The 13,726-nt window shown below is 68.9% G+C and carries 17 protein-coding genes; 8 read left to right on the forward strand and 9 right to left on the reverse strand.

Annotation, left to right across the window (positions count from 1 at the left end):
* The first annotated feature begins 94 nt into the window (after positions 1 to 94).
* The 5 genes from IXW21_RS11615 to IXW21_RS11635 are packed head-to-tail and all read left to right on the forward strand — an operon-like array spanning position 95 to position 3,084.
* The gene (locus IXW21_RS11615; protein ID WP_194764414.1) at positions 95 to 1,021 is read left to right on the forward strand and encodes a ribokinase; all 927 of its coding nucleotides are present in this window, start codon (positions 95 to 97) and stop codon (positions 1,019 to 1,021) included.
* Positions 1,021 to 1,386, forward strand: coding sequence for a YidH family protein (locus tag IXW21_RS11620; protein ID WP_194764503.1), 366 nt, complete (start codon positions 1,021 to 1,023; stop codon positions 1,384 to 1,386). The genes IXW21_RS11615 and IXW21_RS11620 overlap by 1 nt, the downstream gene beginning before the upstream one ends.
* On the forward strand, positions 1,386 to 1,724 hold the full coding sequence (locus tag IXW21_RS11625; protein ID WP_228528449.1) for a DUF202 domain-containing protein: 339 nt from the start codon (positions 1,386 to 1,388) through the stop codon (positions 1,722 to 1,724). Before IXW21_RS11620 ends, IXW21_RS11625 begins: the two co-directional genes overlap by 1 nt.
* Before the next feature lie 17 nt (positions 1,725 to 1,741).
* The gene (locus IXW21_RS11630; RefSeq protein ID WP_194764415.1) at positions 1,742 to 2,239 is read left to right on the forward strand and encodes a hypothetical protein; all 498 of its coding nucleotides are present in this window, start codon (positions 1,742 to 1,744) and stop codon (positions 2,237 to 2,239) included.
* A 47-nt stretch (positions 2,240 to 2,286) separates the two neighbouring features.
* Complete coding sequence (locus tag IXW21_RS11635; protein WP_194764416.1) at positions 2,287 to 3,084, forward strand: siderophore-interacting protein; 798 nt, start codon at positions 2,287 to 2,289, stop codon at positions 3,082 to 3,084.
* Between the two features lie 68 nt (positions 3,085 to 3,152).
* Here the strand turns inward: IXW21_RS11635 and IXW21_RS11640 are convergent, their stop codons facing one another.
* Together IXW21_RS11640 and IXW21_RS11645 are read right to left on the reverse strand one after the other, a co-directional pair.
* Entirely contained in the window at positions 3,153 to 4,142 is a 990-nt protein-coding gene (locus IXW21_RS11640; protein ID WP_194764417.1) for an aldo/keto reductase, read from the reverse strand.
* A 293-nt stretch (positions 4,143 to 4,435) separates the two neighbouring features.
* The gene (locus tag IXW21_RS11645) at positions 4,436 to 4,807 is read right to left on the reverse strand and encodes a hypothetical protein (RefSeq protein ID WP_194764418.1); all 372 of its coding nucleotides are present in this window, start codon (positions 4,805 to 4,807) and stop codon (positions 4,436 to 4,438) included.
* A gap of 204 nt (positions 4,808 to 5,011) precedes the next feature.
* Between IXW21_RS11645 and IXW21_RS11650 the strand changes: the two genes are divergently transcribed.
* The 3 genes from IXW21_RS11650 (at position 5,012) to arr (ending at position 5,972) form a co-directional block, all read left to right on the forward strand.
* A complete protein-coding gene (locus tag IXW21_RS11650) occupies positions 5,012 to 5,248 on the forward strand; it encodes a hypothetical protein (protein WP_194764419.1) in 237 nt (78 codons plus the stop codon).
* Positions 5,245 to 5,493: a hypothetical protein gene (locus tag IXW21_RS11655; protein ID WP_194764420.1), complete on the forward strand. Its 249-nt coding sequence runs from the start codon at positions 5,245 to 5,247 to the stop codon at positions 5,491 to 5,493. The genes IXW21_RS11650 and IXW21_RS11655 overlap by 4 nt, the downstream gene beginning before the upstream one ends.
* Before the next feature lie 62 nt (positions 5,494 to 5,555).
* On the forward strand, positions 5,556 to 5,972 hold the full coding sequence (arr, locus tag IXW21_RS11660) for an NAD(+)--rifampin ADP-ribosyltransferase (RefSeq protein ID WP_228528450.1): 417 nt from the start codon (positions 5,556 to 5,558) through the stop codon (positions 5,970 to 5,972).
* On the opposite strand, the gene IXW21_RS11665 is transcribed toward arr, so the two are convergent.
* The 7 genes from IXW21_RS11665 to IXW21_RS11695 form a co-directional block, all read right to left on the reverse strand.
* On the reverse strand, positions 5,965 to 6,732 hold the full coding sequence (locus tag IXW21_RS11665; protein WP_194764422.1) for a Pr6Pr family membrane protein: 768 nt from the start codon (positions 6,730 to 6,732) through the stop codon (positions 5,965 to 5,967). The two genes, arr and IXW21_RS11665, sit on opposite strands and share 8 nt — an antisense overlap.
* A gap of 40 nt (positions 6,733 to 6,772) precedes the next feature.
* A complete protein-coding gene (locus tag IXW21_RS11670; RefSeq protein ID WP_194764423.1) occupies positions 6,773 to 7,726 on the reverse strand; it encodes a sugar kinase in 954 nt (317 codons plus the stop codon).
* Positions 7,723 to 8,391, reverse strand: a complete 669-nt coding sequence (locus tag IXW21_RS11675) for a bifunctional 4-hydroxy-2-oxoglutarate aldolase/2-dehydro-3-deoxy-phosphogluconate aldolase (protein ID WP_228528451.1) — start codon at positions 8,389 to 8,391, stop codon at positions 7,723 to 7,725. The genes IXW21_RS11670 and IXW21_RS11675 overlap by 4 nt, the downstream gene beginning before the upstream one ends.
* Positions 8,381 to 9,607, reverse strand: a complete 1,227-nt coding sequence (manD, locus tag IXW21_RS11680; RefSeq protein ID WP_194764424.1) for a D-mannonate dehydratase ManD — start codon at positions 9,605 to 9,607, stop codon at positions 8,381 to 8,383. Before manD ends, IXW21_RS11675 begins: the two co-directional genes overlap by 11 nt.
* A gap of 83 nt (positions 9,608 to 9,690) precedes the next feature.
* Positions 9,691 to 11,082 carry an MFS transporter gene (locus IXW21_RS11685; RefSeq protein WP_194764425.1) on the reverse strand — a complete coding sequence of 464 codons (1,392 nt, stop codon included), beginning with the start codon at positions 11,080 to 11,082 and terminating at the stop codon, positions 9,691 to 9,693.
* Positions 11,083 to 11,136: 54 nt separating this feature from the next.
* A complete protein-coding gene (locus IXW21_RS11690; RefSeq protein ID WP_194764426.1) occupies positions 11,137 to 12,141 on the reverse strand; it encodes an L-idonate 5-dehydrogenase in 1,005 nt (334 codons plus the stop codon).
* Positions 12,138 to 13,670, reverse strand: a complete 1,533-nt coding sequence (locus tag IXW21_RS11695) for a mannitol dehydrogenase family protein (RefSeq protein ID WP_323742232.1) — start codon at positions 13,668 to 13,670, stop codon at positions 12,138 to 12,140. The genes IXW21_RS11690 and IXW21_RS11695 overlap by 4 nt, the downstream gene beginning before the upstream one ends.
* Positions 13,671 to 13,726 lie beyond the last annotated feature (56 nt).

Genomic DNA, 13,726 nt, shown 5'->3' on the forward strand with positions numbered 1-13,726 from the left:
GGAGATCGAGCTGCGAAGGACCTAGGCCGAGCGTGATGGCCTAGCATCGTCCTGTTCGATCAGATCGGCGGTGCGTGAGATGAAGCCTGTGTACGTGGTGGGTTCCGCCAACATCGACCGCTGCTACTCGGTCATCTCCTTCCCTCGCGCAGGCGAGACGCTGAATGCGACCGCTTACACGGAGTCGCTCGGCGGCAAGGGCGCCAATCAGGCGGCCGCGTCGGCGCTCGCGGGTGGCCTGGTCCGGTTCATCGGCGCGGTCGGGGACGACGCCGGCGGAGCATCCGTTCTGCACGCTCTCGAGGCTCGCGGCGTCGAGACGACCCACCTCACTCGGCGCGATGGCACGGCGACCGGCACTGCCGCGGTCGTGGTGGATGAGACGGGCGAGAACCTGATCATCGTCGCCGGTGGGGCGAACCTCGTTCTCTCCGGAGACGACGTGCGCTCGGCGCTGGATCGCGCGGAGTCGGGGTCGCTCGTCGTCGCACAGGGGGAGATCCCGGTCGAGGCGATCGCCGCGGCAGCCGAGGTGGCGCAGTCACGCGGGTTGTCGTTCCTGCTGAACCTCGCACCCTTCGTGCCCGTGAGTGAAGAGGTCCTCCGTTCGGCGTCGCTGCTCGTCGTCAACGCCACCGAGGCGATCGACACGGCAGCGCACCTCGGTCTCGGTGAGCCGTCGGATGCGACCGACGCAGCAGCGCGGCTGCGCGACCATCTGCGCATCGACGTGATCGCGACGCTCGGGGGAGAGGGGTGCGTCGTGATGGCGACGGACGGCGACTCGACGGCGATCGGCTCACCCGCGGTGGAACGGGTGGTCGACACGACCGGAGCGGGTGACGCCTTCGTCGGCATCCTCGCCGCTCGACTGGCCAGAGGCGACGACCTCGTCACCGCCTCTCGTGTCGCCACCGTCGGGGCCTCGTTCGCGGTGCAGCGACAAGGCACGGCCGAGTCGTACCCGGACGCCGATGAGCTCGATGCGCTCGTCGCCTCGATCGGGACGGTGCCACGGTGATCCGTTCGTCGACGCGCTTCCCCCGCTCGGTCTACTCGGTGGGCGACGAGCCCGATGCACGTTTCACCCTCGCGAACGAGCGGACCTTCCTCGCGTGGATTCGCACAGCGCTGGCGCTGCTCGCGGGAGGTGTGGCCCTCGATCTGCTCGGCCTCGACCTGCAGTCCGGATTCCGGCTCGCCGCATCGCTCACCCTCGTTGCTGCAGGGATCGTGCTGCCGCTCTTCGGATGGCTGAACTGGGCCGCGACCGAGCGGGCCCTGCGACGCGGCGACGCTCTTCCCGGTTCGTGGCTCGGGGCGTTCCTCGGGGTCGCGGTCACTCTCGCCGGCGTGCTGCTCGCTCTCGCGATCCTGCTGCGCTGATGACGGTCTTCGACCCCGGACTTCAGCCTGAGCGCACCGATCTCGCGTGGCGTCGCACCGCGCTCGCCGTCGGAGTCGGCTCGCTGGTGTCGATGCGCCTCCTGCCAGCCGTTCTCGGCGACGCGGCGTGGGCGCTCTGCGGTGTAACGGGAGTGCTCTTCTCGGTGTGGCTGTGGTCGATGGCGCAGCGCCGCTATCGCGAGATCGATCGCCGTCTGCACGTGCAGGGCGACCACGCGGCCCTCCCGGGCGCGCTACCGCTGCTCGTGCTGGCCGTCGTGGTCGGGGCCGCGGGGACTGTCGCGCTCGGGGTCATCGCTGTCGGGTGGAGGGCGTGATGCCAGAGGACCGCGGGATGACCCCCTTCCGCGAGCGGAGCACGGGGCCCGGATGGATGCCGATCGCCGGCATCCTCACGTTCGCTCTGCTGGCGTTCGTCGCCTGGCTGGCGATTCCCGAGCTGGTCGCCCACCCGGAGTCGATGAACGGCTGGCTGCTCGCGGTGGTCGTGGGTGCGACCATCATGGTGCTCATCGCCGTTCTGCTGTTGATCATGCGCCGGGCGACCGTCGTCGTCACGGCCACCCATGTCGACGTGTACCTCGATCCATTCCGGATCATGCATATATCCCACGAGGTGATCGAGAGCGTCGAGGAGACGCATGTCTCGTTCGCCGATGCGCAGGGGTGGGGCTGGCGCCTCGCCGGCACGGAGCAGTACCTGCTCTGGTCGGCAGGGCCCGCCGTGCGGCTGCAGCTGACCCGCGGCGGGGCTCGGATCCTGCGCAGCGATCGCACCGCAGAGCTGATGACGGCGATCGCACAGGCGCGGTCCGACCCGAGCCACAGCTGACCACGGCAGACTGGAGTGGACGACACCCCCCCACATCAGGAGACCCGATGACAGATCAGCCTCGGAAGGCACCGAGCCAGGCGGTACTCACGGTGCAGGAGGTCGAGCAGATCAGTCCCGACCTCATCCGCATCACCGCAGGCGGAGAAGGCTACGAGGCGTTCATCGACAACTCCTCCACGGACAAGTACGTGAAGATCCTGTTCGCCGACCCGGCTCACGGACTCACGCCGCCGTACGACCTGACACAGCTGCGTGCCGAGAGCCCCGAGAAGCTCCCGACTCGCCGCACGTACACGGTCCGAGCGACGGATGTCGCGCGGCAGCGCCTCGTGATCGACTTCGTCGTGCACGGCGATGAGGGCGTGGCCGGGCCCTGGGCTCGCCGCGCGCAGCCGGGAGACACCCTCGTGGTCAGCGGTGCGGGCGGCGGGTATGCCCCCGACCCGACGGCGCCGTGGCATCTGCTGATCGGCGACCACACGGCTCTGCCGGCGATCTCGTCGGCAGTCGAGGCGTTCGCCCCGGGTGCTGTCGGGTACATCGTGCTGTCGATCGCGGATCCCGCCGACCGCATCCTGCCCGAGGTGCCGGCAGGGGTGTTGGTCCACTGGACGCAGACCGACGACGAACTGCTGTCGGTGGTCGGGAGCCTCGCGTGGCGCGACGGGGACCCGAGTGTCTTCGCTCACGGTGAGCGCGGAACGATCAAGGCAGTTCGAGCGCTGCTGAAAGAGCACGCCGTGCCGCGCGAGCACCTCTCGATCTCGGCCTACTGGGCCCGTGGGCGTGCGGAAGACCAGTTCCAGGCCGAGAAGCGCGAGCCGATCGGTCAGATCGAGTAGACGCCGCGGGGATCGGTCTCGCTAACGTCGGCTCCGCGGCCCTTCGAGGGGATTGCTGACCTCGTGGCTCAGAATCCCTCCGCCTCCCGCGGAGTGTAGGCGCTCTCGAGTGCCCCGATCTCGGAGGGCTCGAGGCGGATGCCGGTCGCGGCGACGGCATCCGCGATGTGGCTCGCCTTCGTGGCACCCACGATCGGCGCGGTGACGGCCGACTGCTGGGCGACCCAGGCCAGCGCGATCTGCGCGCGGGAGACTCCCCGCCCCTCGGCGACGCGCGCGACGGCCTCGACGATCGCCCGGTTCGAGTCCTCCTCTCGGCGATAGAGCGTCTTGCCGAAGGCATCTGTCTCGGTGCGCGCGGTCGTCTCATCCCAGTCGCGCGTGAGCTTGCCTCGGGCGAGAGGCGACCACGGCAGCACGCCGACACCCGAGTCGAGACAGTACGGGTGCATCTCCCGCTCCTCCTCGCGCTGCAGCAGGTTGTACTGATCCTGCATCGAGACGAAGGGTGTCCACCCGTTCTGCGCGGCGACATGCTGGGCCTTGGCGAACTGCCAGGCCCACATCGACGAGGCGCCGATGTACCGGGCCTTGCCCGAGCGGACGACGTCGTGCAGCGCCTGCATGGTCTCTTCGATGGGCGTCTCGGGGTCCCAGCGGTGGATCTGGTAGAGGTCGACATGGTCGGTGCCGAGTTGCATCAGGCTCGCGTCGATGCCGGAGAGGATGTGCGCGCGGCTGAGTCCGGCCTGATTGGCGCCGGGGCCCATGCGCCCATGGACCTTGGTCGCGATGACGATCTCGTCGCGCTGAGCGAAGTCGGCGAGTGCGCGCCCCACGATCTCCTCGCTGGTCCCGTCGGAATAGACGTCGGCCGTGTCGAAGGTGGTGATCCCGGCCTCGAGGGCCTGCTTGATGAGCGGGCGGCTGGTCTCTTCGTCGAGAGTCCACCCGTGCGCTCCGCGATCGGCGACGCCGAAGCTCATGCATCCGAGCACGATCTTCGAGATCTTCAGGCCGGAGCGGCCGAGCCGCACGCTGTCAGAAGTGTCGAGCATCCGTTTTCTCCTCGCATCGTCGGGTGGGGGTGTGTCGATGCTCTCACGCCTCGGGGAGTGCAGTCGGTGAGATGTTTCGTCTTCCGCGTCATGAAACGGCGGAATCCGCGTCCTGATCAATGGCGGTGCGACATCGGACTCGTGATCTGACGTCGTGTCGCCGCGTGGACGGCACGGGTGTTCCGGGGGGAGCCCCGTCGTCGTTCGCGATCAGAGGTGGCGGGCGTCGTGGGGGCCCCGCCACCTCACCCTCCCGACTGCGGCACATCGGGATGTCGCGACTTCTCCGCTCGTCAGACTGCCGAAGAGCCCGCCACAGCGCCTCCCGAGGCCTGTGCGCGCTCGCGTCCGCGCTTGCAGATCCACGTCATGGAGTACGCGACGACGAGCGCCGCGACGATGTAGAGCGTGACCCACAGGCCGCCCTCAGGATCGAGGGCGAACTGCACCGACTCGTCGGCCTGGGCGTTCTTGCGACCGCCGCCGAGCACGAGGAACCAGAACAGGCCGAACAGCAGCGAGGCGATCGTGGCCACCCACGCGAAGAAGCCGCCGACCGAGTAGCGACGGAGCACAGTGAACAGCACGGCGAGGAACAGCACGAGGATGTGCCCGCCGACGATCGCGAGGAACGTGGGGTCCTGAACAGCGAGAGCGAAGTCCATGGGGAGCCTTTCGAGGAGTCGAGTGCGTCGCGCGAGCGGTCGTCGCGCGTCCTTCTCCTAAGACGAGAGGACTGCCCGCGGTGTGACAGATCCGATCGCCACGGGCGGGAATCCTCCTCGCCCTGAACCGAGCTGTCAACCGCCCTGCGCTCGCCGCAGAACCGAGGGATCATGGGCAACTCGGAAACGAACTCAGGAGGCACCATGACGAACATCGATGCATTCGCGAACAGTCTGCCGCCGGAGATGCCGGGCATCCCTCCGGTCGACGGCTTCACCGACGGCACCTTCCCCACCGACACCGAGGCGCCCGAGACCCAGGGAGAGGATCCGCTCGAGGCGGAGTTGGGCGAAGACGGACAGGGAGATCTCGCACCCGAGGACGACCCGGATGCCGCCAGCGGCGATGCGCCCCGTGACCTGAGGGACGGCACCGAGTGAGCGGCGGAGCAGGACCCGAGGCGAGCGACGCCGAGAAGCGCATCGCCGAGCAGATGAAGGAGCGGGGCGCAGAGGATCCGCATCTCGTCCAGGGCATCCCGGCCGGAGGCGGTGGAGCCGATTCCGGGCCCGCCGAAGCGGTGCGGGTGGAGCCGGATTCGTGGGATGAGAACGCCGAAGGCGTCGACACCGAGCAGTCGGTGCACAATGACGAGCCGGGCGTCGGCCCGCGCGGCGCGGACTGATCTCGAGGGGCTTCGAGCCTGTCGCGTCGACGTCGACAGGCCGGAGCCCCACCACACGTAGGATGCTGCGCGTGACCGACGTACTGGATGACGGACCCTTCTTCCACGGGACCAAGGCCGACCTCAGACCGGGTGATCTGCTGACCGCCGGATTCCCCTCGAACTACCGCCCCGAGATCGTGATGAATCACATCTACTTCACGGCGGTGGCCGACGGCGCCGGCCTTGCGGCCGAGCTCGCTCCCGGCGACCGCGAGCCGCGCGTCTACGAGGTCGAGGTCACGGGTGAGTTCGAGAACGACCCGAACGTGACCGACAAGAAGTTCCCCGGCAACCCGACCCGTTCGTACCGCAGCAGCGAGCCGCTGCGGGTGATCCGCGAGGTGCACGACTGGACGCGCCTGGCTCCCGAGGCGCTCGCCGCATGGCGCGAACGGCTGGCCGTGATCCGCGACGAGCGCGGCGAGATCATCAACTGACCGCTCGTGCGCTCCGACGCACGAGAGCCGCGAGTACGCGGTCGATCACGACGAACACCAGGCCGACGAGGATGAGTGCCACGGTCAGCGCCACGACCCATTGGGCGACACCGCCGATTCCGAGAGCACCCACGTCCATGAACGGGTAGGGATAGGTCTGTCCCGGGTAGAACTCCCCGCCGAGTGCTCCGTAGCCGAAGGCCCAGCCGAGGTAGGCGTAGGGGATGAGCATCCACAGCAGCGGGTCGGTCCAGCGGAAGGATCCCTTGGGCACGAACAGCATCCAGTCTGCGATCAGCAGGATCGGTGTGACGATGTGGATGAGGTTGTCGGTGAGCGAGAACACGTCGGTGTCGCCGTCGGCGAACCGCGTCGGCACCAGGACCACCAGATAGATCAGCATCGTCACCGTGATCGCCATCATCACCGCACCGCTCACACGCGGGCTCGGAGTCGAGGTGCCGACCGGCCCACTGCGCCGCAGGTCGCGCACCGTGCGGACGATGAGCAGCAGCATCCACGCGAGGCAGAGCAGGTTGCTGACCATCGTGTAGAAGAGGAAGACCGTCCAGTCCGGCTGTTCGGTCAGGAGGTCGGCGTGGCGGATCGCACCGGTGGCGATGACGAGCACGGCGAGGATCCGGTACGCGAGTGCGATCGGTCGCGAGTTCACGGCGGCGAAGGCGAACAGCGGCGCGCGCGGCGCCTCGGCGATCGGGTGTGCGGAAGCCGCGGACGGAGAGACGACGGCTTTCGACATACTTCGAGGCTACGCGTCCTGCAGCGTCGTCCGCGCCGGGTCAGCGACGTACAGGATCGGAATCCCGGTCTACGAAGCGCTCGAGCTCGCGCCGGGTGGGTGCTGCCTCCCAGTCGCCGGGCACGAGGCAGGCCATCGCACCGCAGGCGTTCGCCCGGTGCAGGATCGCCTCCGTGTCGAGTCCTTCGAGCAGCGCGCTCAGGTATCCGCTGACGAACGCATCGCCGGCGCCGACGGTGTCGACGACCTCGATCACGAAGCCGCCGGCCTCGACGACCGTGTCCGCCGTGATCACGGCGGCACCCGCGGGACCGAGCTTCACGACGGTGGTCGCGCATCCGGCATCCCGCAGCGCTGCCGCGGCATCCGCCACAGACCGCTCCGGGTACAGGATCGCGAACTCCTCCTCGCCGCCGAACACGATGTCGGAGCGCTCGGCGAGCTCACGCAGCACCGACCCCGCGACCTCCGGCGACGCGAGCGCGGAGCGGTAGTTGATGTCGAAGCTCACGGTCGCACCGGATGCTTGCGCCCGGTCGATCGCTGCGTGCACGGCGTCCCGCGCGGTGTCGGACAGCAGGGGAGTGATCCCGGTGATGTGCAGCAGCGAGGCACCTTCGACCCAGCCCTCGGGCAGGTCCTCGGGGCGCAGGCGGGATCCGGCGGATCCGGCGCGGTAGTAGTGCACGGCGGTGGATGATGCCGACGGGCGCTCCTTGACCATCAGGCCGGTGCGCGCCTCGGCGTCGATCACAGCATGCACCTGCACGCCGTCTCCGCGGATCTCGCGGGCCACGCGCTCGCCGAGAGAGTCGTCGCCGACGCGTCCGAGCCACGACACCGCCACACCGAGCCGCGCGAGCCCGATCGCCACGTTGCTCTCGGCGCCGCCGATGCCGAAGGCCATCGCGTTCGCGTGCCGCAGCGAGCCGATCTCGGTCGTGCGCACGAGCGCCATGGTCTCGCCGAGTGTGACGACAGACGGCGAGGTCATGCAGTGCTCCGTGCGCAGACCTCGACGAACGCGGCGGCACGCTCGCGCAGCGCACCGAGGTCGCCTCCGCCGAAGGCGTCGCCGAGCAGCGGACCGCCGACGCTCACGGCCACCGCGCCGGCACGCAGCCAGGCGTCGGCGCCGGCGAGGTCGACGCCGCCCGAGGGCACTGCGACGAGGTCGGGGAACGGTCCACGGAGATCCTTGAGGTACGAGGGGCCCACCTGCCCTGCGGGGAACACCTTCACGGCAGACGCACCCGCAGACCAGGATGCGAACAGCTCGGTCGGCGTGAGCCCGCCCGGGACGATCGGCACACCGGCATCCGTCGCCTGAGTGACGAAGTCGGTCGACGTGATCGGCGTCACGATGTAGGCCGCGCCCACTTCGATCGCCCGTGCCAGATCATCGGTGTTCGTCACGGTGCCGATGCCGAGGTCGATCGTGTCGCCGAACCGCGCGAGCAGGTTAGGGAAGTGCGCGAACGTGCCTGGCGTGGTCAGCGTCAGCTCGACGCTGCGGATGCCGGCGTCGACCAGCACGTCGAGCACGGCGTCGTAGTCCTCCGCCCGCTTCGCACGGGCGACGACGATCAGGCGGGAGTCGACCGTGCGCGGCGACAGGGCGACCCGGCGCGGCTCACCAGTCATGGCCTCACCAGTCATGGACCGTCCCGTCGAGCAGACGGTTCACCGGCAGGTAGGCCTTGGTGTACTCGTGGCCGGCCGCGGCATCCTCATCGAGATCGACACCGAGCCCGGGCTTGTCGCCGGGGTGCAGGAAGCCCTTGTCGAACGTGAACGAGGTCTGGAACACCTCGAGCGTCTGCTCGTTGTGGGGCATGTACTCCTGGATGCCGAAGTTGTGGATCGCGAGGTCGAGGTGCAGCGCCGCGGCCATGCCGACGGGCGAGATGTCGGTCGGGCCGTGGATGCCCGACTTGATGCCGTAGATCGCGGCGAAGTCGAGCAGCTTCTTCATGGCCGTGATGCCGCCGGTGTGGGTGACCGCCGAGCGCACGTAGTCGATCAGACGCTCGGTGATGAGGGTCTGGTAGTCGAAGACCGAGTTGAAGACCTCGCCGATCGCGAGCGGCGTCGTCGAGTGCTGGCGCACCAGGCGCAGCGCGGTCTGGTCTTCACCCGGGGTGCAGTCCTCGAGCCAGAACAGGTCGTAGGGCTCGATGTCCTTCGCGAAGCGCGCAGCTTCGATCGGCGACATCCGGTGGTGTCCGTCGTGCAGGATGCGCAGGTCGGTGCCGAAGTCCTCGCGGATCTTCGAGAAGATCCCGGGCATGTGGTTGAGGTAGTTGCGGGTGTCCCAGGTCTCTTCGCTGGGGCGGTCGCCCGAACGCTTGGCGGGCTCGTAGTCGTAGCGCACGCCGGGGCCGGTCGACGAGACGCCGTAGATCTGGCCGAGGCCGGGCACGCCGGTCTGCACGCGCACGGCGGTGTAGCCGAGCTCCTCATAGCCGGCGATCGCGTTCTTGAGCGCGGCGTAGTCGGTGCCGGAGGCGTGGGCGTAGACGCGGACGCCCTCGCGGCTCGCACCGCCGAGCAGCTGGTACAGCGGCATCCCGGCCTTCTTCGCCTTGATGTCCCACAGCGCCATGTCGACCGCGGCGATCGCGGCCATGGTCACCGGGCCGCGACGCCAGTACGGTCCGCGGTAGAGGTACTGCCAGGTGTCTTCGATGCGGTCCTCGTCGCGGCCGACGAGCATCGATGCCACGTGATCGGAGAGGTACGAGGCGACGGCGAGCTCGCGACCGTTGAGCGTGGCGTCGCCCAGGCCGACGATGCCGTCGGAGGTCGTGATCTTGAGCGTGACGAAGTTGCGTCCGGGGCTGGTGATGTTGACGTCGACGATCTCGATGGTCATGTCGTTCTCCTGAGGATGCGGGGCGAGGTGCGGGGTGCGGACGCGCGTCGCGTCCGCACCCCTGGTCGTGATGTGCGAGGCGATCAGATCGCGTCGCGGGGGTCGGTCAGGTCGCGGCCGGCGACCTCGGGCATCCAGATCGAGGCGATCAGTGCGCTCAGCGTGAAGATGAACAGCATGATGATGATCGGGATGAACGAGCCGGTGGCGGCCGAGACCCAGGCGGCGGCGATGACGGGGCCCGCGCCGGTCGCGATGATGGCCGCGATCTCACGTGCCATGGCCGTGAACGTGTACCGGTTGCGCGCACCGAACAGCTCGGGCAGCGTGAGGTTCTCGAGCGACGCGAAGCTCATCACCGCGAGGTTGTGCAGCACGACGTAGCCGATGAAGACCTGCAGCGTGACACCGCTGCTGATCATGAGCATGGTCGGGACGATGACGATCAGTGCGACGACCGCCCACACCATGTACATGCGCTTGCGGCCGAAGCGGTCACCCAGCCAGCCCGAGAGCGGCACCGTGATGAAGGCGACGAGCGACGAGACGATCACGGCGTTGACGCCGATCGAGCGGTCGAGCAGCAGCACGACGGTGATGTAGCTGATCAGGTACGTCTGGATCATGCCGGAGTTGCCGGCCTGACCGAAGCGCAGCAGCAGGGCGATCGAGAACGCCTTCCAGGGCTTGCGGTTCATCGCCTCGAGGGTGCGGATGTCGTTGGTCTCGGTGGCGAGCTGGATCGTCTCCTCGCGGGACAGCGCCTTGCCGTCGACGACGTCGTCGCGCTCCTCGAAGACCGGGGTCTCCTTGAGGTTGAAGCGCACCCAGATCGCGAAGAGCATGATGATCGCGCTGCCGATGAACGGGATGCGCCATGCCCAGTCGATGACTTCCTGCTCGCTGTAGGCGACGAGCAGGATCGCCCAGATGCCCGACGCGAGCAGGGTGCCGCAGTTGGTGCCGAGGGCGACGAGCGAGGCGATGATGCCTCGGCGCTTGGCCGGTGCGTACTCGGCCAGCATGACGCCGGCGCCCGAGATCTCGGCGCCCGCACCGAAGCCCTGCGCGATGCGCAGCAGCACGAGCAGGATCGGCGCGAGCACGCCCACCTGGTTGTACGTGGGCAGGAAGCCGATGAGGGTGGTCGCGAGACCCATCAGGAGGATCGTGTAGAACAGCACCTTCGTGCGGCCGGTCTTGTCACCGAGGCGCGCGAAGAAGAAGGCGCCGACCGGGCGGGCGACGTAGCCGACGCCGTAGGTGGCCATCGCGGCGACGACCGCGACAGCCGGGTTCTCCGACGAGAAGAACAGGTCGGCGAAGACGAGAGCGGCTGCCAGCGAGTAGAGCTGGTAATCCATGAACTCGAGGGCCGTGCCGAGCCATCCGGAGATGGCGGCGCGCACGAGGTCTTTGACCGACCTCTTCTCGGTGGGATCGGCGGCCGTGGCCGTCGTCTGCGGTTCTGACATGGGAGGTACTCCTTCGGACCAGGAACAGGGTGAGGTGTCGGGTGGAGGGTGTCGCTAGAGGGACAGCAGGACCTTCGCCGAGGCCGACGAGTCGCGAGCGAGCTCGAAGGCCTGGACGGCGTCGGATGCCGGGAGGACGTGCGAGATGACGGAGTCGAGGGCGTCGGATGCGGCGAGCAGGGCCACCGCGTCGTCGATCTCGGTGGAGAAGCGGAAGGCGCCCCGGATCGTGAGCTCCTTGGCGAGCATCGGGGCGAGGTTCACTCCGATGTCGGCGTTCGGGAGCATGCCGACCTGCACGATCGTGCCCGCGCGGCGAGCGGCGCGGACCGCCGACGAGAGGGCGACTCCGACGCCGGAGCATTCGAAGACCACGTCGTACGACTCGTTGTCGATGGTGTCGCGACCGACGAGCGAAACCTCGGTGGCACCGAGGGTCTTCGCGCGGTCGAGGGGCTCTTCTCGCACGTCGCTGGCGCCCGCGACGGATGCTCCCGCGTTGACGGCGGCGGCGACGACGAGGAGTCCGATGGGTCCGGCGCCGATCACGAGCACGCGCTTGCCGGTGATGTCACCGGCAAGGTTCACAGCGTGGATCGCGACGGCCAGCGGCTCGGCGAGGGCCGCGCGCTCGAGCGGCAGCGATGCGGGCAGCACGCGGACCATGTGGTCTTCGATGATCAGCAGCTCGGATGCTCCGCCCTGGCGGTGCGGGTTCGCCGCGGCGCTGCCGAAGTAGTCGCCTCCGGGGCGCAGGTGCGGGTGAGCTTCGAGGCCCGGCGCCTCGGGACCGTAGCGCGCGGGGTGCACGGTGACGGGGGTGCCGGGTGCCAGGCGACCCGACGGGTCGAGGTCGACGACGCCCGACAGCTCGTGACCGGGGGTCAGGGGCTCGCGGATCGTGTACTCGCCGTTGGCGCCGTGGAAGTAGTAGTGCAGGTCGGATCCGCAGATGCCGACGTAGTTCACGCGGAGGCGCACCTCTCCGTCACCGGGGCTCGGGACCTCGCGGTCTTCCCAGCGGATGTCTTCCTTGCCGTGGATGGCGAGAGCCTTCATGGCTGCATCTCCTCTGCGCTGATGAGTGATGATGTGGGGGACTGTGATGCCGAGACGGCATCGGTGATCGCGGCGTCGACGCCCTGCCGACGGATGATGTCGATCAGGTCTCCGACTCGTGCGATGAAAGCTTCCTCCGCCCCGAGCTCTGCGCCGAACAGATGCAGCTCGGCGATCACGCGCGTCGCGAGCTCGCGACCGCCTCGGGCGGTGGCGGCGAATCCGGCCAGGCGCTCGCGGGAGGCGTCGGTCATCGCGGCGGCGTGCAGGCCGGGATCGAACCCGGGAAGCGGAGCGATGCACGACAGGTAGCCGGCGACCGTCAGTGCGATCAGGTGCGGCATGTCGCCGCGGCCGAGGGCGAGGAGGGCGGGCTCGGGGATGCGCTGGCGCAGCTTCACCGATCCGTCGGTGCCGACCTGGCTGGTGCGGTGGCCCAGGGCGCTGTTGGCCCAGCGCTCGAACAGCTCGGTTTCGTAGGCGCGGATGTCGACGCCGGACGGCACCTCGATCGAGGGCTCGTACTCGTCGCGCAGCACCGCACGCGCTGCACTCTCGATACCGTCGAGTCCGATCGCCTCGGGGATCGTGCCCACTCCGCTGAGTGCGCCGAGATAGGCGATGAGGGAGTGCGTGCCGTTGAGCAGGCGCACCTTCATCTGCTCGTAGCGTCCGACCTCGTCGGTGAACACGGCGCCGCCTGCTTCCCACGCGGGGCGGCCGCCGGCGAAGCGGTCTTCGATCGCCCACATCGTGAACGGCTCGGCGGGCACGGGGATGTCATCTCGCGCACCGAGCAGGGTGCTGACGCGGGTGCGCAGCTCGGCGGTGGTCGACGGCACGATGCGGTCGACCATGCTCGAGGGGAACGATACGGCGCGGTCGAGGAAAGCGAGGGCGTCCGCGCCTTCGGAACCGGGAAGCTCCTGCAGGAACTCGCGGACGAGCTTCTCGGTGTGAGCGCCATTCGATGAGAGGTTGTCGCAGCTGAGGATCGAGATTGGCGCGCCGCCGGCCGCGGCACGGGCCTGCAGGCCGCGGGCGAGCTGGCCGATCGTCGAGCGGGCTGCGCCGCCGCGGAGGTCGGAGCGCACGGTGTCGTCGTCGAGATCGAGATGCTGCGTCGCGGGGGAGTAGCTGTACCCGTTCTCGGTGACCGTGAGGGTGACGATTCGGATGCCGGGGTCGGCGATCTGTGCCACGACGCGCTCGGGCTGCTCGGCGCCGACGAACGCGTCGGTGTGCACGCCGGGGATGGTCAGCGACGTGCTGCCGGGGCTGATGGTCGCGACCGAGTAGAGCATGTCCTGCGCGTGCATCGCGTCGACGATGGATCGCGAACGCGAGGCGACGCCGACGATTCCCCAGTCGCCGCCGGCGGACTGGAGTGCTGCCGCGGTGTAGACGGCCTGGTGTGCGCGGTGGAAGCTGCCGAGTCCGAGGTGCAGGATGCCTGCAGCGGTCGGGGCGACCAGGGGGGATGCGGTCGCAGAGGTCGTGCGGCGCAGGGCCGGTGCTGGGATGCTCACGCGGTGGCTCCTTCGCTCGGGGCCGCGCACCGCTGAGGGTGATCGGCGTTGATCGT

The organism is Microbacterium sp. UFMG61 (assembly GCF_015354505.1).
Classification (GTDB): domain Bacteria; phylum Actinomycetota; class Actinomycetes; order Actinomycetales; family Microbacteriaceae; genus Microbacterium.